This window comes from Flagellimonas lutimaris (assembly GCF_051494225.1).
GTDB classification, from domain to species: Bacteria; Bacteroidota; Bacteroidia; order Flavobacteriales; family Flavobacteriaceae; genus Flagellimonas; species Flagellimonas lutimaris_A.
This window is the reverse complement of record NZ_JBNPYE010000010.1, coordinates 79,219-96,820: the sequence shown is the minus strand read 5'-3', so window position 1 is coordinate 96,820 and position 17,602 is coordinate 79,219. Positions and strand designations below refer to the sequence as shown.

General features: G+C 41.4%; 13 protein-coding genes. 7 read left to right on the top strand and 6 right to left on the bottom strand.

What is annotated here, in order from left to right; translation table 11 throughout:
- Positions 1-467: 467 nt before the first annotated feature.
- From ACQQ5U_RS16555 to ACQQ5U_RS16540, 4 genes are all read right to left on the bottom strand, one after another.
- A complete protein-coding gene (locus ACQQ5U_RS16555) occupies positions 468-1,625 on the bottom strand; it encodes a serine hydrolase domain-containing protein (RefSeq protein WP_437399237.1) in 1,158 nt (385 codons plus the stop codon).
- Between the two features lie 182 nt (positions 1,626-1,807).
- Entirely contained in the window at positions 1,808-3,790 is a 1,983-nt protein-coding gene (locus ACQQ5U_RS16550) for a DUF3352 domain-containing protein (RefSeq protein WP_437399235.1), read from the bottom strand.
- Between the two features lie 73 nt (positions 3,791-3,863).
- Positions 3,864-4,523, bottom strand: a complete 660-nt coding sequence (locus tag ACQQ5U_RS16545; RefSeq protein ID WP_119607470.1) for an aspartate kinase — start codon at positions 4,521-4,523, stop codon at positions 3,864-3,866.
- 53 nt (positions 4,524-4,576) lie between these two features.
- Positions 4,577-4,936 (bottom strand): YraN family protein, encoded by a 360-nt coding sequence (locus ACQQ5U_RS16540; RefSeq protein ID WP_437399233.1) that lies wholly within the window; start codon positions 4,934-4,936, stop codon positions 4,577-4,579.
- Between the two features lie 171 nt (positions 4,937-5,107).
- Between ACQQ5U_RS16540 and ACQQ5U_RS16535 the strand changes: the two genes are divergently transcribed.
- From ACQQ5U_RS16535 to ACQQ5U_RS16505, 7 genes are all read left to right on the top strand, one after another.
- Entirely contained in the window at positions 5,108-6,619 is a 1,512-nt protein-coding gene (locus ACQQ5U_RS16535; protein WP_437399231.1) for a DUF1800 domain-containing protein, read from the top strand.
- Positions 6,620-6,629: 10 nt separating this feature from the next.
- Positions 6,630-8,348, top strand: a complete 1,719-nt coding sequence (locus tag ACQQ5U_RS16530) for a DUF1501 domain-containing protein (RefSeq protein ID WP_437399229.1) — start codon at positions 6,630-6,632, stop codon at positions 8,346-8,348.
- A 143-nt stretch (positions 8,349-8,491) separates the two neighbouring features.
- On the top strand, positions 8,492-10,573 hold the full coding sequence (gene metG, locus ACQQ5U_RS16525; RefSeq protein WP_437399227.1) for a methionine--tRNA ligase: 2,082 nt from the start codon (positions 8,492-8,494) through the stop codon (positions 10,571-10,573).
- A 108-nt stretch (positions 10,574-10,681) separates the two neighbouring features.
- Complete coding sequence (locus ACQQ5U_RS16520; RefSeq protein ID WP_437399225.1) at positions 10,682-12,814, top strand: Tex family protein; 2,133 nt, start codon at positions 10,682-10,684, stop codon at positions 12,812-12,814.
- Entirely contained in the window at positions 12,815-13,717 is a 903-nt protein-coding gene (locus ACQQ5U_RS16515) for a histone deacetylase family protein (protein WP_437399223.1), read from the top strand.
- 30 nt (positions 13,718-13,747) lie between these two features.
- Positions 13,748-14,590, top strand: a complete 843-nt coding sequence (locus ACQQ5U_RS16510) for a phosphatase PAP2 family protein (RefSeq protein ID WP_437399221.1) — start codon at positions 13,748-13,750, stop codon at positions 14,588-14,590.
- Positions 14,591-14,913: 323 nt separating this feature from the next.
- The gene (locus ACQQ5U_RS16505) at positions 14,914-16,467 is read left to right on the top strand and encodes a M20/M25/M40 family metallo-hydrolase (protein ID WP_437399219.1); all 1,554 of its coding nucleotides are present in this window, start codon (positions 14,914-14,916) and stop codon (positions 16,465-16,467) included.
- A 73-nt stretch (positions 16,468-16,540) separates the two neighbouring features.
- Here the strand turns inward: ACQQ5U_RS16505 and ACQQ5U_RS16500 are convergent, their stop codons facing one another.
- Complete coding sequence (locus ACQQ5U_RS16500; protein ID WP_437399218.1) at positions 16,541-16,945, bottom strand: hypothetical protein; 405 nt, start codon at positions 16,943-16,945, stop codon at positions 16,541-16,543.
- Between the two features lie 140 nt (positions 16,946-17,085).
- A complete protein-coding gene (locus tag ACQQ5U_RS16495; protein WP_437399216.1) occupies positions 17,086-17,418 on the bottom strand; it encodes a single-stranded DNA-binding protein in 333 nt (110 codons plus the stop codon).
- Between the last annotated feature and the right edge of the window lie 184 nt (positions 17,419-17,602).

Genomic DNA, 17,602 nt, shown 5'->3' with positions numbered 1-17,602 from the left:
TCTTAGGATTATCCTTTTATAAATACTTAACAAGTATTTTGTATATAGTATATATAAAAAAAGGAAAAGGAGCAAAAGCAGATAAAAAACAGTTACGATGATCAATGAAATATTAAGATTCCTTTTAGGATTGGTTTTAATAGGATGTGGAACATACTTTTTGATTAAGTCAATTAAAAGCAAGCCTTTCACCTTCAATAATATTACCATGCTTACGGGTTCTTCAGCATTGATTATTGTAGGCTTCTTTCTTATCATCGAGACTCTGTTTGAATTTCTAGCCTAGAGTTTTAAACTCGAAAATTATTTAGATTTCTCTCGTTTGTTCGAAATGACAATTAAGCACTCGTGGTCATTTCGACAGAGAGAAGCGACAAGAAATATCAAGTAGCCAAGATTCTGTGTCATACTTCGACTCATTTCGACTTCGCTCAATGACCAGCGCTCAGCATCCGCACAGAATGAATTTAAAAAGCCTCATACACCTGCTTCACGAACTCCCCAATTTTTGAAGGTTCCAGCCAGCGCGTCACAATGACCAATCCACTTTTTTGGTCCACCACAATAAAGTTGCCTCCAAAACCTGCAGCGTAGAACACATGTTCGGGAACACCATCCCAGTGGCGTCCTCCTTGTTGGTTCAGCCACCACATATAGCCATAATTCACATTGGGCACAGAAGGCGTAGTGGCTTTTTTGATCCAATCTTCGCTGATGATTTGCTCATCTTCCCATGTACCTTTATTCAAAAAGAGCGTTCCAAATCGGGCCATATCTTCTGTGGAGATAAAAAGTCCAGCTCCAGAGTGCCCACCACCGGTCACTGATTTCATCTGTATCCCATCGACTACGGTCCAAGCATCTTCGTAGCCAAACCAACGCCAAGTTGTGGTCGCCCCAATCTTATCCATCACCTCTTCTTTGAGGACCATGGGCAGCGGTTTTCTCCACACATGGGTCAACGAATAGGCCAATACGTTTACGCGAACATCGTTGTACTCCATTACCGTACCGGGTTCGTTGAGCTTTCGGAATTTCCAATCGTCCAGACCACCTTCACTTGGTGGGCGATCTGCCCAATCCTTGCCACCCCAAAGTTCGCCCGACCAATCGGAATTCTGCTGTAGCAAATGCTCCCAAGTTATTTTGGAATTATGCTCACCATCAAAGGTGCCATCCCAAATGTAGTCCCCTACTTTATCTTTGGTATCATTAATTAGTCCTTGGTCCTCTGCCAGTCCAGCAACAGTGGATAAAAAGCTTTTGGTAACACTGAAAGTCATATCCACACGTTTGGTGTCTCCCCAAGAAGCCAGCACATAGCCATTTTTCATAATCATACCTGCAGGACCACCTCGTTTTTTGGTAGGACCTAAAATTTGATGAAAAGGTTCGCGTTTGAAACCTTCCAATATGGCAATCCGCAAATCCCTGGAACCAGAATATTCATTGGCATTGGCATATTCTACTGCTTTATTCAAAGCTTCTTGATCCCACTTAAATTGTCCTTTTTCTGCTGCTTTCCAGGTTTCGTAACGCTGTGGGAAATTGATTTTTTGGGCATTGACTGTAAAGGTTGTGGTGAATGCAACAAGAAGTGCTGTTGCAACTAGGGTATTTTTCATTTTTGCAGGTTTGGTTTGGACAAGAAAGGTAGTAATTGTTGGGGAATTTATCCTCTGTACATTCAATGGATATTTTTGTAGATTCTTCGCTACCCTCAGAATGATAAATCAGATTTCTCACTTTCGTTCGAAATGACAATTACCCGTGGAAGTTATTTCGACAGAGCGCAGCGACGAGAAATCTAAAACCGCTTTTTATGGACTTGGTTTCCTTCGGCATTATAGTAACGCCAAGTGCCTACTTGTTCATCCTCTCGGAAGCGGCCACGGATTTTTCGGGTGCCATCAGAATAGAATTCTTCATAGCGCCCATGCTTTAATCCATCTTTCAGGTCAACTTCGAACCGAATGTTTCCATTAGCATATTTTTTACTGAAGGAGTCAGCATTTAAATCAGTTGGGTAAATGGGCCTCAGGTTAAAAACCGCATCGGTAATCTCTGCCGTAGCTGAACTTTGTGTTTTTGGTATTGTTTTAGTGGTATTTTTTTGAGTATTGACAATTTTCTTTACTTCTTCCACATCCTGATAGTTCAACACCAATCGGCTTTCGAACAAATCATCTTCTGGGGACAATTGCAAGCCCACTTGTGGAAAGCATATGATAAAATCCTTGTTCTTCCGCATTTTTTGTTTGGTAGATGCATCGGCCAGAGCGTACATATTATCGAACAACAAAGGCACATTGCTGTACACGAAAACAGTGGATTCAGAATCGAATTTTTGGTTGAACTTCATAAATTCTTCAGTAGTTGCCAGCGTTTCATCTTCCGCTACCTTATCAATTATACCTTTTAGGGTATTGGGGTTGTCACTGAAAACAACATAATCATCAATCTGGGTAAAGTAGGGTTTATCAAACTCATTAAACCTACCGCCCAACAACATTTTAAAAAAACCTTTAATGGACAAGAAATTGATTTCATAATCCTTATAGTTGACCGCTTTAAATTTGACAGGTGTTTTTTTACGAATCTGCTCCACTACAAAATCCAGATTGGTCTTGGCATCTTCCGCATCATTCGCTTTGAGTACCAAGGCAACATCATTTTTACCTTTGGTAATGTGGGATTGAATCTGTAGTACGGTAATTTCGTCACCGATCCAACTCACAAAATTCTCCTTTACATCGATTTTGAGAAATTTCTCCACCTTGGCAATTCCTGCTTGATAGCTTTCGAACTGCTCTGGGTCGTTTTGCTGGACCATTTCGAAATTGTCGTAGAACTTGGAAAAGTTATCAAACCCATAGCTGATGTAAAGTGCGGTGCTATTTGGGGCAATTTTAGGAATGGAGCGCTCCGCTGTACCTGATTTTTGAAGCGCCTCCAAATAGTACTCGTTAACTGCACTAATATTGGTGTACCCATTGGCAGTCAGCGTACTATGCTCGTCCAAATCAAAATAAAAACCTGAGAACAAAAAGTTTTCGCTCACTCTTTTTACCCAATCGGAAGGCCGGTCCGAGTATTGTTTTATGTAATCATCAAAATAGTGGTACTGTACATACAATCGGAACAAATCCTCGTGCCCTACCTTTTGATTGATCTCCAAAAAATTAAGATTTCTCCCTAGCACCGGCTCATTGTATTGATCAATAGAAGCTTCTACCAAGGTGTGGGTGTACGAGGCTACAAATTGGTTTTTGATAAAAGCCAAATACATGGTTTCCTTGCTTTCCCTGTCGTGCACTTCCAAAATTTCGTGTTCGTGATAGGTTCGTTTACTCAGCACATAACCATCATCCAGAAGCGTATTCAAATAGGTCTTGAGCAGTTGCAGTTTGGCGATACGTTTGAGGTCCAGTACATAAAATATCCCATAATCCTTGGGAGAAATCATATGGATGGAAATGAACAGGGAACGATTGTCAAAAAACTCGAACAGTTTATGATTATCGTTGAAAACCGTATCTACCCGTTGGATGTTTTCGGTAAGCTCTGAAAAGTAATTATTCTTTTTTAGGTGATGCCAAGCTTCACTTTCGCTGACTTTTTCCCAACTTTCCACGGGCTGTTCCGACTCAATAATAAAGACTGCATCCTTCGGAATAAGGTAAATGGACTGTAGATTGGTCTTGGGAGAGAGTATAAAAACGTAGGCCAAATAGCATAAATACAATACCATTAGGCCTAAAAAACCGTAAAGAATCCTTTTTTTGGTCATTTTTCCAAAAAGTGTCTTTTTCTAGAACGAAGAAGAATTCGTTTTAGTTTAGACCAAGAAAATGAATCTCAAATTATAGTGATTTTAAATCTTTGATGGTCTTGAAAGCGACATCCACCTGCTCATCATTTACTAAAATGGTAAACTCATTAGTAGTGGAAATCACCTCATAAAGTACAATGCCTTCCCAAGCCAATCGCTGAAAGATGAAGTAGTAGATTCCAGGCACAGAAACGTTCTCTGCAGGTAATTTTACGGTAATGGAAGAAAGTCCCTCAGCCTTTTGGGTGCAACGTTCCATTTTAAAGTATTTTTCCACAACACCATCCATCACATTACTGATTACGATATTGATTTCGTTCACGCCCCGAGAAGAGGTATAAAAAACATCTTGGTTTGCATTCACCTCTTCTAACAATCTAGCTTGTTGCTGCAATATAGTGTCTGAAGCCAAAAAGGTGTAATCGGTAAGGTTAGAGCGTACGGTGATTTCACCAATATTTTTCAGCACCTTGACAATTTTGTGTGTAGCTCGAAACTCCAAATCGTCTGAAAGACGTTTTAGTGCCATAACAATGGCCCCATCTTTTACATCCTTTCCAAGCTCCTCAGCGATTTCCGGTTTTATCTGTCTCGACAACGAAGTCAAGTTGATAATTCCCTGTGCCAAGGCCGTTTGCAAAAAGGGCTTTTTCTTGATGTAATGCTCAACTACGGCTGATATTGTTTTCATTATTGTGATTGTTTTGAACAAAAATAACATATTGTTACAAAACAAACAAATGGTTAAAAATGATAGAACGCATTTTCAAAGTGTTCAATTTCATAATTATCTGCATTTTTTATGACCGTAATTACATCAAAACGTACTTCCAAATCCAAGTCGGACGCTTCAACAAAATGGTTGGCCGCCATGGTCAGCAATTTTATTTTTTTAGGTGTGATCACATCAGAAACACCTTCCAAAAACCCTTTGTTTCTTGACTTTACCTCAACGATGACCAAGAAGCCATCTCTCTCTGCAATGATGTCCACTTCCGCATTGAGGTACCGATAGTTAAGTGCTTTTATTATATAACCTGAAGCCTTTAAAAAGTCAACCGCTTTTTGCTCCCCTTGCTTTCCAAATGTGTTGTGACTGGCCATACGATTAGTAAAAATCTAAAAAAAATACGCATTTCATCGAAAAATTTGGTCGTTCATGGACATTAGATCGTTAAGATTGTAATTTGTTGGCTCAATTGAACCACACCCAACACTAGCATAAGCATATAGTTACCCCCAAAACTATGTACCTAATTAACGCCAGACATTGCTATGGAGTACTTTATCAATTGTAATTCCTCAACCTTGGCACCGTACACTACTCCATTAGATGAGATACGTGCGGCCCATCTGTACCGGAGGCTTGGTTTTAGCGCCTCGGTACAAACCATTAATGCCGCTGTTGGTCAAACAGCAGGAACTCTTGTCGACAACTTAGTAAACCAAGCATTGGCGGCACCAACCATACCTGCACCAGAATGGGCCGATTGGAATGAGGCCAATTACCCTGCCGATGATGATTTGGCCAGACAATTGCGAAGAGCTCAAATAGAAGATTTTACTACAGCTTACGGTAATGCAATAGTAGACAACGAACTGCTCGATAGAATGAGCTTTTTCTGGAGCAATCACTTTGTAACCCAATTGGAGACCTACGATTGTCCTGGATTCCTATACTATTATATCAATTGCTTGCAACGGAATGCCTTGGGCAATTTTAAAACCTTTACTAGCGAGATTGGTCTTACCAGCGCCATGCTCTATTACTTGGATGGTGTTCGTAACCGTGGAGACAATCCCAATGAAAATTACGCACGCGAACTTTATGAGCTTTTCACTTTGGGAGAGGGCAACAATTATACGGAAGAAGATATTATTGAAACTGCCAAAGCAATATCAGGGTATACCGAACGAGGTGAGGAAGGATGTACGCAAGTTACCTTTGACCCATCAGAGTTCAACACGGAAAACAAAACCATATTTGGACAAACTGGAAATTGGGACTACGATGATGTTATCGATATCCTCTTCAACCAAAGAGCTAATGAAATAGGATGGTTTATCTGCAAAAAATTATACGAGTTTTTTGTCCACCCCGATTCAACGAGTGATGATGGAGGAATTGCTCCCCAGATAATCGATGGTTTGGCCCAAACATTTATCAATAGTGGATTTGAGATTGCTTCCGTACTGCGTCAACTGTTCAAAAGCCAACACTTTTTTGATGAAACCGCCATTGGGGTAATCATTAAAAGTCCTGCAGACCTATATTTCAACTTTTTAAAAGAATCCGGTTTCTCTTATGATGATGGAACTGTCATTAATATGATTGATGCCTGCTCCCTGATTGGGCAGCGATTTTTTCAACCACCCGAAGTGGAAGGTTGGCAACGGGACCGAACATGGATCAACACCAATTTTATTATTGGTCGTTGGCTCACCATGGAAGTATTCATTGATCGTTTTTTCCAAAATGACCCGGAACAATTCAGAACTTTGGCCATGGATGCTGTTGGACCAGCCAATAGCAATACTAGTAACCCAGAAATCGTGGTTAGAGCCTTGGTGAACAAATTTACACCGAAAGGCCTTTTAACGGATGCCGATTTTGAAAAGGCCATGGATGCCTTTAAGATTGACGACGTACCCGAGGAATATTACTCCTCTGATTATATTCCAGGAGGTAATGGCTGGTGGGTCCTTTCATCAAGTATGGAAGTTCCAACACAAGTCCATGTATTATTACGTCATTTATCCAGAGAGCCCGAATTTCAACTAAAATAACCCCATCACCATGTGCGATAATCACCACACCCACGATAATTCTCCTCACAAAGGCCTTGAACACGATGGCCACGATATGGAACACAAAAAATGGAGCCGACGTTCCTTTGTCCAAGCCTTGGGCATTGCAGGTTCGGGTTCTATGTTTTTGGGAAGCCACTTTATTTCGGCTTCTTCACCATCTCCACTTACGGCAGCAGTTGCCGCAGCGGAGACCGACAATATTTTAATCTTGATTCGATTATCGGGAGGAAACGATGGGCTTAGTACCGTAATTCCGATACAACAATATGATACTTATGCGAATGCAAGGCCCAACATCTATATCCCAGAAAGCAAGGTCTTAAAACTTACCGATGACTTTGGGGTACCTACTTATATGAGCGCCTTGGAACCTCTTTGGGGAGATGGGCAATTTAAGGCCGTACATGGTGTGGGGTACGAAAACCAAAGTCTTTCCCATTTTACAGGGTCGGATATTTTTGCCAATACCGATTTGACTACAACTGGGTTTTCAGGAGAAAATACAGGTTGGATGGGCAGACATTTTGAAGAGCTTTACCCCGATTATTTGATTAATCCACCAGCAGCTCCGGCAGCTATTCAAATTGGAAACTTGGCGAACTTAGTTTTCCAAGGTGAGGAAACCAATTATGCTTTTGTGACCAACAATGTCGATCAGTTGGAACAAATCGCAGAGACCGGAACCTTCTACGATATTGAGAATGCACCATTCGATGACTGTATGTACGGAGACCAACTTCGATTTCTTCGCGGAGTGGCCAACACCACTTATGAATACGCCGGCATTATTCACAATGCCTATATGGCAGGTCAGAACCAAGTAGAGTACCAAGACAATGGCTTTGCCAGACAATTGGCACTTTTGGCACGATTGATCAAAGGGAACTTGGGCACCAAAGTTTATATGATTTCCTTGGGAGGGTTTGACACTCACGGTAATCAGCCCATAGTTCATGAGCGTTTGATGTCCAACCTATCTGTCGCTATCAACAATTTCTACGAAGATTTGGCTTTCACAGAGCAAGACGATAACGTACTGAGCATGACTTTCTCCGAGTTTGGCCGTAGAATTTATGAAAATGGTTCCAACGGTACCGACCATGGAAAGGCCGCTCCTACCCTGTTCTTTGGTTCAGGATTGAGCGGAAGCGCATTTGTGGGCGAGCACCCATCCTTGGACGAACCCAACAACCGTGGCAACCTGGAATATACCATGGACTTCCGAAATCTCTATGGAACCGTGTTGGCCGAATGGCTTTGTGTTCCAAGAGAATCTGTGGAGCAGCATTTATTAGGCCATCCTTATCAGGCCATTGACCTTGGCTTTAATTGTAGCGGTGAAACCTTTGATGATATCGCCATGGACAACGACCCGCCAATATTGCCAGAGACACCACCAAGTCAAGACCCCAATGACCCTAATATTGATGTGTTGGATGGCATAACTCACACGGCAATATACCCCCCAACATCACCACGGAATCCTTATATCCATTTAGAACTGCCCGTATCGGCCCATGTGGACATTGAACTCTTCAATATTTTGGGACAGCGTGTAGGAACTTTGTTCAACGAAATGATGTTGGAAGGTCAAGTGGACATCAATATACGTGAGCGGATGAGAGACAGTTTATCCACAGGAAAATATATTTATCGTATTTCTGTGGGTGATAAAAAAATGAGTAAATCGGTCATGATTGCTTAAAAAAACAAGACAGTTTTTATCCATTTTTCGGAACCCTTCGATAATGCCCCCCTCACCCCAAATAGGGTCGCATTTTCGGAGGCTTCCTTTTTTATGTCTATCCCGTTAAAATCAGTATTTTTGAGGCCTAATTAGAATTTTACATGGCTCAAGATACATCCCCTTCTAGGTACACCATTACTGCAGCATTGCCTTATACAAACGGTCCCATCCATATTGGACACCTGGCCGGCGTTTACGTTCCTGCGGACATTTATTCCCGTTATTTACGCTTAAAAGGAAACGACGTAGCCTTTGTCTGCGGTAGCGACGAGCACGGCGTGGCCATCTCCATGAAGGCCAAAAAAGAAGGTGTTACCCCAAAGGAAATAATAGACAAGTACCATAATATCATTAAAAAATCCTTTGTTGATTTTGGTATTTCGTTTGATAATTACTCAAGAACATCCGCAAAAGTCCATCACGACACCGCTTCGGAGTTCTTCAAAAAAATGTACCAGCAAGGTGATTTTATTGAGGAAGAAACCGAGCAACTATACGATGACGAAGCCGCACAATTTTTAGCGGACAGATTTGTTATTGGAACCTGCCCCAGATGCGGTCACGAGGAAGCTTATGGCGATCAATGTGAAAATTGCGGGTCATCGCTCAATGCTACGGATCTGATCAACCCTAAATCAACCATAACAGGAACGGTTCCATCTTTAAAAAAGACCAAACATTGGTTTTTACCTTTGGACCGTTACGAAGAATTTTTGAAAAAATGGATTCTCGAAGAGCACAAATCCGATTGGAAACCCAATGTGTACGGACAATGTAAATCTTGGATTGATGAAGGTTTAAAACCACGTGCCGTTACCCGCGACTTGGACTGGGGAATTCCCGTACCTGTTGCAGGTGGGGAAGGCAAAGTACTTTATGTATGGTTCGATGCGCCTATCGGTTACATATCCTCTACCAAAGAGTGGGCCGAACGTGAAGGTAAAGATTGGGAACCCTATTGGAAAGATGAAAGCACCAAATTGGTACATTTTATAGGCAAGGATAATATTGTGTTCCACTGTATTATCTTCCCAAGTATGTTAAAGGCCAATGGTGATTTTATTTTGCCTGACAATGTGCCTGCCAATGAGTTTCTGAATCTAGAGGGAAACAAACTTTCCACTTCTAAAAACTGGGCAGTTTGGCTGCACGAATACTTGGAAGAGTTCCCGGATATGCAGGATGTACTGCGATACACCTTGACCGCCAATGCTCCCGAGACCAAGGACAACGATTTTACTTGGAAAGATTTTCAGGCAAGAAACAATAACGAACTAGTGGCCATTTTCGGAAACTTCGTGAATCGAGTTGCCGTTTTGACCCATAAATATTACGATGGAGTTGTTCCCACTCCTGCTGAATTTTCCAAGACGGATTTGGATACTTTGAAATCCTTAAAGGGTTATCCTGAAATATTGGCCAGCTCTTTAGAAAGGTATCGCTTCCGTGAAGGAAGTCAAGAGTTGATGAACTTGGCCCGATTGGGCAATAAATATTTGGCCGACCAAGAACCTTGGAAACTCATTAAAACCGATGAAGAGCGCGTAAAGATCATTATGTACGTGGCACTTCAAATTGCAACTGGATTGGCAGTGCTTAGCGAACCATTTTTGCCATTCACTTCAGAAAAATTAAAAGGAATTCTAAATCTCAATTCAAAAGAAAGTGAGAAATCTATCGAATGGGATGATGTTAGTTTAAAAGAGACTTTACTTCCCGCAGGACACACCATTAACAAGAGCGAATTGCTCTTCAGAAAAATAGAGGACAAGGAAATTCAACAACAACTGGACAAATTGGAAGCCACCAAAAAAGTTAATGCGCAAATGGACAAAGAAGTAGCCCCACAAAAAGACACCATCACATTTGATGATTTTTCCAAATTGGATATGCGTGTGGGAACCATCATCGAAGCTGAAAAAATGCCAAAGGCCAACAAGCTTTTGGTATTGAAAGTGGATACAGGATTGGATACACGAACCATTGTTTCAGGTATTGCCAATAGCTTTAAACCCGAAGATATTGTAGGTAAAAAAGTGACTGTTTTAGTAAATCTTGCTCCACGAAAACTACGTGGTGTAGAAAGTGAAGGGATGATTTTGATGACTGAGGACAAGGATGGCAAACTTGTATTTGTCAACCCTGATGAGGAAAATGTAAGCAACGGGGAAACCATAAATTAATTCATATCCCAAGAAACTGTCAGGTCGAGCGTAGTCGAAACCCACATTAGAAACTTGGAGCAAAGCCTTCTCGACTGCGCTCGAAGTGACAAATACTAAACAAACATCATGCAACTTGTCCCCTATATCGTTCACCATACCAATCTTTCGGAGAAAAGTGTTGAAAACACCGTGGCCCTTTTAAATGAAGATTGCACCGTTCCCTTTATTTCTCGATATCGGAAGGAACGCACGGGCAATTTGGACGAGGTGCAAATCGGTTCCATTGTGGAGTACAAAGCGCAGTTCGAAGCACTGGAAAAAAGAAAAGCAGCCATCATCAAAGCGGTAAAGGAACAAGATGCGCTAACTTCCGAACTGGAAGCGAAATTTTTGAACTGTACCGACCTTACCAGTTTGGAAGACCTTTATCTTCCCTTCAAAAAGAGCAAGAAGACCAAAGCTGAAACCGCACGAAAAAATGGTTTGGAGCCATTGGCCAAAATTATTATGGCACAACGTAGCGATGAAATCGAGTTTATCGCTTCCAAATATTTGAGCAAGGAAGTCATCAATGAAGATGATGCCCTCGAAGGTGCTCGACACATCATTTCGGAATGGATCAATGAGCGTACCGATATTCGAAATCAACTGCGCGGTCAGTTGGAGCGCCATGCGTTGATCACTACCAAAGTCATCAAAACCAAAAAAGAGGATGAGAAAGCACAAAAGTTCCGCGACTATTTCGATTGGAGCGAACCCTTGAGCCGCTGTCCATCACACCGTTTTTTAGCCATTATGCGAGCTGAAAAGGAAGGTTTTATCCGAGTAAAAACCGAAATAGATGACGAAAGAGCTATTCAAAATATGGAACGGCGCTTGATCAAAACCAACAATGCGTGTGCGGAACACATTGAATTGGCCATAGCCGATGCCTATAAAAGGCTTCTGTTTCCTTCGCTCTCCAATGAACTTTTAAAAACTGCCAAAGAAAAAGCAGACACTTCGGCCATTCAGGTTTTCTCCAAAAATTTGAAGCAACTGTTGCTCGGTGCACCGTTAGGCGAAAAACGCATCTTGGCCATTGACCCCGGTTTTAGAACGGGCTGCAAAGTGGTCTGTTTGGACGAACAAGGCGATTTAAAGCACAACGAAACCATTTACCCCCATCCACCGCAGCGCGATAGTTCCGGAGCCATCAAAAAAATAAGTTCGTTGGTAGATGCCTATAAAATTGAGGCCATTGCCATAGGCAACGGAACGGCATCCCGAGAAACCGAGCAGTTGGTAAAGCGGGTTCCGTTCAAAAAACCGATTGAAGTGTTTATTGTGAGTGAAGCTGGAGCATCCATTTACTCTGCATCAAAAATCGCACGGGATGAATTCCCAAATTATGATGTAACGGTACGGGGAGCTGTATCCATCGGTCGTCGTTTGGCCGATCCTTTGGCCGAATTGGTAAAAATTGATGCCAAATCAATAGGGGTTGGACAATACCAGCACGATGTGGACCAAACCCAATTAAAAACCTCTTTGGATACCGTGGTGGAAAGCTGTGTGAACTCCGTTGGGGTCAATATTAATACGGCGAGTGTCCCCCTTTTGAGTTATGTATCGGGGATTGGGCCTAAACTGGCCGAAAATATTGTTGCCCACCGAAACGAGAATGGGAAGTTCGAAAACAGGGAACAGATTAAAAAAGTACCTCGATTGGGAGGCAAGGCCTTTGAGCAAAGTGCAGGATTCTTGCGCATTAAAAATGGTGACAACCCTTTGGATGATTCCGCCGTACATCCGGAAAGTTACGGACTAGTATCCAAAATGGCCAAAGACCAAGGCATTTCCACCAAAAAGATTGTAGGAAATAAAGCTGCCTTGCAAGGCATCGATCTCAAATCCTATTGTACGGAAACCATTGGCATGCCCACCTTGGAAGATATTCTGAAAGAATTGGAAAAACCAGGATTGGACCTTCGTGAGAAAGCGAAAGTGTTCACCTTTAATCAGAACATCAAGGAAATTACCGATTTGCGTCAAGGGCAATTGTTGCCAGGGATAGTAAACAATATTACCAATTTCGGTTGCTTTGTAGATATTGGAATCAAAGAAAGCGGGCTAGTGCACATTTCCAACCTTTCCGATACTTTTGTAAAAGATGTCAACGAACACGTAAGTCTTCATCAACAGGTAGTGGTAAAAGTCTTGGATGTTGATGTACCACGAAAACGAATACAGTTGGCATTACATAAACAAGGTGCCTAAATGCTCAAAATAGCCTACCATCCCATTTACAAGCATCCGTTGCCAGATGGACACCGGTTCCCCATGATCAAATACGAGTTATTGCCCCAGCAATTGCTCTATGAAGGCACTTGTTCGGAGGAGAACTTCTTTGAACCCTCGCTACCCGAAGACCATCATATTTTGGCAGCACATGATGGGGAATATTACAAAAATTTGGTAAGCCTGGATCTTTCCAAAAGTGCAGCTCGCAAGATTGGTTTTCCACTTAGTGATGAACTTGTGAAACGCGAACGTATTATTGCAGATGGCACCATAAAAGGATGCGAATTTGCACTCGAAAAAGGTATCGCCATGAACATTGCAGGCGGAACACATCATGCTTATTCCGATAGAGGCGAAGCTTTTTGCATCTTGAACGATCAAGCCATTGGCGCACGTTATCTTTTGAACAACAAGTTGGCCAACAAGATATTAATAGTAGATTTAGATGTGCACCAAGGCAATGGAACGGCAGAAATTTTTCAGACAGACCATTCTGTTTTTACATTCTCGATGCATGGTAAAGGCAATTATCCCTTTAAAAAGGAAACATCAGACTTGGATATCCCATTAGAAAAAGATACCAAGGATGAGGAGTATCTTTCTATTTTAAAAAAGACCCTGCCCAAGTTGTTGAAGCAAGTACAACCAGATTTTATTTTCTACCTCTGTGGTGTGGACGTTTTGGAATCCGATAAATTGGGTACGCTGTCCCTGACTTTAGATGGATGCAAGGAACGGGACCGATTTGTACTTGAAACCTGTTACAATGCCAAAATCCCACTGCAATGTAGCATGGGGGGCGGATACTCTCCCGATATTAAAGTAATTGTGGAAGCACACGCCAATACTTTTAGGACTGCTCATGAAATGTATGAATAATTTTGCCGACTAGTTTGGTAATTCAACATCATGAGATTTATAAAATACTTCATCCTAGTTTTATTGACCACTACTATGACCGGTCAAGAGCTTCACATCAAAAAGGAGAAAAACCTTTGGAACAATTTTACCTACGATGTAGGAAACATATTTGGGGGTGTAGGTTATTCCTATTCCCGACCATTCCATTGGAAAGGGAACGACTGGGCCAATTTTGGATATTTAACGGGGGGCACATTACTTCTATTTACCGTAGATGATGAACTCCATGATTGGAAGAATGGGTTTGAAGAAGATATTCCTGATTTTGTTATAGACTATGGCAATGAATATGGAAGTCCAGAGAACAATTATATGCTTACAGGTGGAGTATATCTTGCAGGACTCTTTACCAAAAATGAAAAATTGAGACGCACAGGTGTGCTTTTGATTTCTTCCGCTACGGCTGGGGGTTTTTTACAACAGGTTAGCAAACGAATCATTGGTAGGGCACGGCCAAAAAGCGGAGCAACTTCCGCTACCTTTGAGCCACTCCGCTTGGACAGGGTATATGATTATGATTCTTTCCCTTCGGGTCATGCCATGCTTGCATTCAGTAACGCATATGCCATTGCCAAACAATTTAAAAGTCCTTGGGTTAAAGGTGGACTCTACACCATTGGGATGATTCCTGGCCTTGTACGTATTATAGATGATTTTCATTGGGTATCCGATGTGGCTTTTAGTACAGTGTTGAGCATCTTTATTGTGGAGTCCATTGATAGATACTTGGATTCCAAGTACGACCAAAAGTACAACGACACAAATCCTAAGAACGTTAGCTGGAATCTTTCTTTTGGTCCAAACACTTTGGGTGTCTCCCTTCATTTTTAATGAATTGGAAATACAATTATGTTAAATTTTATTTAGATTGATTTAAAATAGTTATTTTCGTCCCCTATTTCGGTTCTATCTATGGGAAAGAAAAAGGACAAAAAAAAACTCAAAAAAGCAAAACTTAGGGAGTTGCCTCCAACTGGCAAAGTAAAGTCCAAGTGTTGCAAAAAATATAAAAAAAGTGAAAGCAAGCGCTGTAAAAAGTGTCCCTGCTTTGATCTTCTCAAAAAAGTTGCGTAATAGTACTTTTACATTTTATATCCCCTATCCCAATCCAATGGTTCCTTTATTTGTTTTATTTTTAAAGCAAACTAGAAACCATGATCAAAAAAACCTCTCTTTTATTTACCATGCTCCTTTTATCCAGCATTTCTATGTTGGCGCAGGACAAGGATGCGGTGATTGAAGCAATCATTCAAGAAGCCAACGAAAACTCTCAACTGGAAACCCTTGGTCATCAACTTATGGATGGCATTGGGCCAAGATTGGTAGGTACACCACAAATGAAAAATGCCCACGATTGGGCCGTTACCAAATACGAAAGCTGGGGAATTCCGGCCCGCAACGAACAATGGGGCGAGTGGAAAGGATGGGAACGAGGCATTAGCCATATTGATATGGTGCACCCGCGAGTTCAAAGCTTAAGAGGGACCCAATTGGCTTGGAGCCCAAGCACTCCCAAAAAAGGAGTTACTGCCGAGTTAGTTATTTTACCCATGGTTTCCGACTCTCTAGAATTTGTGAATTGGCTGCCCAACGTAAAGGGTAAATTGGTAATGATTTCCATGCCTCAACCCACGGGAAGACCCGACTATAATTGGGAAGAGTTTGCTACCGAAAAATCCTTTGAAAAAATGAAAAAAGAACGTGACGAGCAAACTGAAGCTTGGAGAGAAAATATAGAGAACACTGGACTCAGCAGACGCACCCTTCCTGTTACCCTAGAAAAAGCAGGAGCTGTGGGCATTGTTGCTTCATATTGGTCCCGTGGTTTTGGAGTAAACAAAATATTTGGAGCTTATACCAAGGAAATCCCAACCGTGGATCTTGAACTAGAAGACTACGGAATGTTGTATCGATTGGTTGAATCGGGGCAAAAACCGCAGCTTCATATTGTGGCAGAATCCAAAGAATTGGGTAAGGTGCCCACATTCAACACCATCGCTGAAATAAAAGGTTCTGAAAAGCCTGATGAATATGTGATCCTATCCGCTCATTTTGATTCTTGGGATGGTGGTACAGGAGCTACAGATAACGGAACGGGAACCTTGGTGATGATGGAGGCTATGCGTATTTTGAAAAAAGCGTATCCCAACCCAAAGCGTACCATTTTGGTAGGGCATTGGGGCAGTGAGGAACAAGGCCTCAATGGTTCCAGGGCCTTTGTTGAAGACAACCCGGAAATTGTTGAGGGTGTACAAGCTGTTTTCAATCAAGATAACGGAACTGGTAGAGTGGTTCGAATTTCCGGTGGCGGATTTTTGGATTCCTATGATTATCTCGGGAAATGGTTGCACGAAGTGCCAAAGGAAATCACTGATGAAATCGAAACCACTTTTCCTGGAACTCCTGCCCGTGGGGGATCGGATTATGCTTCTTTCCAAGCAGCGGGAGCACCAGCGTTCAGTCTGAGTTCATTGAGTTGGTCCTACTGGAACTATACTTGGCACACCAACAGGGATACCTACGATAAAATTATTTTTGATGATGTCAGAAACAATGCCATCCTAACGGCTATTTTAGCTTATATGGCTAGTGAACATCCTGAGAAGACATCCAGAGAAAAAGCAGTGCTGCCGATAAGCAACAGAACGGGAGAACAACTGGAATGGCCCACGCCTCGTTCACCAGAACGCAATGGCGGACAGAATTAAATAAACGCACAACTAATAATAAAAAAACGCCCCAAAATGGGGCGTTTTTTTATATAACTAACTAAGTGTACATTCAAAATATACGTGGAGAAGCTATTTGTACAAATGATTCAATAGCTTCTTTGGATAAGTATTGATCATCAGTATAAGCAAAATATAATGTTGCATGCTGGTAATAATTTTTACCGTGCCTGCATTGTTCTCCACATGATTTAGCATGCTCAGCGTAAACTGTTTTCTTTTCATTCATGTAGACATTATACGCATTACCATCATGCTTTTTCAAATCCCTTTCAAAACGCGCTTGGTCTTTCCAATAATCTTCCACATCCTCGTTGCTTACCAACACTAGGGATTGTTCGTAATGAAAATCTTTTCTGGCCTGTACCTCATAAAAAGAATATTCTCCTTCTTGCGCAGATGCCATAGCCGCCAAGCCCAATGCAAATAATATTGTAATTAGTGTGTTCAACCTCATCTTTATGGGTTTTAATAAATACGTTGTTCATTTACTAAAGTTCTGGCGTCTGGTTATGTAACAACTCAAAATGCATTTACCCTACAGGAAAACAAAAAAAGGGGAGTTACCCCCTTTTAGTCGTAATTAAGTTACAACAATTACTTTCCGAGCATCAATAGCTCATTACATTTAATTTCGGTGATGTATCTTTTTTCACCTTCGTTGGTTTCATAGGAACGATTCATAAGCTTACCCTCTATCATGACCTCTTTTCCTTTAGATAAAAAATCTTCCGTTATTTCGGCCAATTTTCCCCACGCCACAATATTGTGCCATTGCGTATCCGTTACCTTTTCACCCTTTGCATTTTTGTAGGATTCATTTGTAGCGATTGAAAACTTAGCCAACTTATTGCCATTTTCAAGCACGATAACTTCTGGATCATTTCCTAAGTTGCCAATCAATTGTACTTTGTTTCTGAGTGAATTCATAATAGTAAGATTTAAGTTTTAAACATTTATCCATCGAACTCTCATTGTCCGACGAGGCAAACTTAGAAGCACTTAAAAATCATATTCGGTTTGTAACTATTTGTTTTCGTTTGTAAACGTATGTAATTAATTGTGCATAATTACAAGTGACTTATTTGATATTCATGTGTCTTATCAAGTAACC

Coding starts and splice junctions, on each gene's coding strand:
- ACQQ5U_RS16555 (WP_437399237.1), bottom strand. CDS start 1,625: ATGAAAAATACCCTAGTTGCAACAGCACTTCTTGTTGCATTCACCACA.
- ACQQ5U_RS16550 (WP_437399235.1), bottom strand. CDS start 3,790: ATGACCAAAAAAAGGATTCTTTACGGTTTTTTAGGCCTAATGGTATTG.
- ACQQ5U_RS16545 (WP_119607470.1), bottom strand. CDS start 4,523: ATGAAAACAATATCAGCCGTAGTTGAGCATTACATCAAGAAAAAGCCC.
- ACQQ5U_RS16540 (WP_437399233.1), bottom strand. CDS start 4,936: ATGGCCAGTCACAACACATTTGGAAAGCAAGGGGAGCAAAAAGCGGTT.
- ACQQ5U_RS16535 (WP_437399231.1), top strand. CDS start 5,108: ATGGAGTACTTTATCAATTGTAATTCCTCAACCTTGGCACCGTACACT.
- ACQQ5U_RS16530 (WP_437399229.1), top strand. CDS start 6,630: ATGTGCGATAATCACCACACCCACGATAATTCTCCTCACAAAGGCCTT.
- metG (WP_437399227.1), top strand. CDS start 8,492: ATGGCTCAAGATACATCCCCTTCTAGGTACACCATTACTGCAGCATTG.
- ACQQ5U_RS16520 (WP_437399225.1), top strand. CDS start 10,682: ATGCAACTTGTCCCCTATATCGTTCACCATACCAATCTTTCGGAGAAA.
- ACQQ5U_RS16515 (WP_437399223.1), top strand. CDS start 12,815: ATGCTCAAAATAGCCTACCATCCCATTTACAAGCATCCGTTGCCAGAT.
- ACQQ5U_RS16510 (WP_437399221.1), top strand. CDS start 13,748: ATGAGATTTATAAAATACTTCATCCTAGTTTTATTGACCACTACTATG.
- ACQQ5U_RS16505 (WP_437399219.1), top strand. CDS start 14,914: ATGATCAAAAAAACCTCTCTTTTATTTACCATGCTCCTTTTATCCAGC.
- ACQQ5U_RS16500 (WP_437399218.1), bottom strand. CDS start 16,945: ATGAGGTTGAACACACTAATTACAATATTATTTGCATTGGGCTTGGCG.
- ACQQ5U_RS16495 (WP_437399216.1), bottom strand. CDS start 17,418: ATGAATTCACTCAGAAACAAAGTACAATTGATTGGCAACTTAGGAAAT.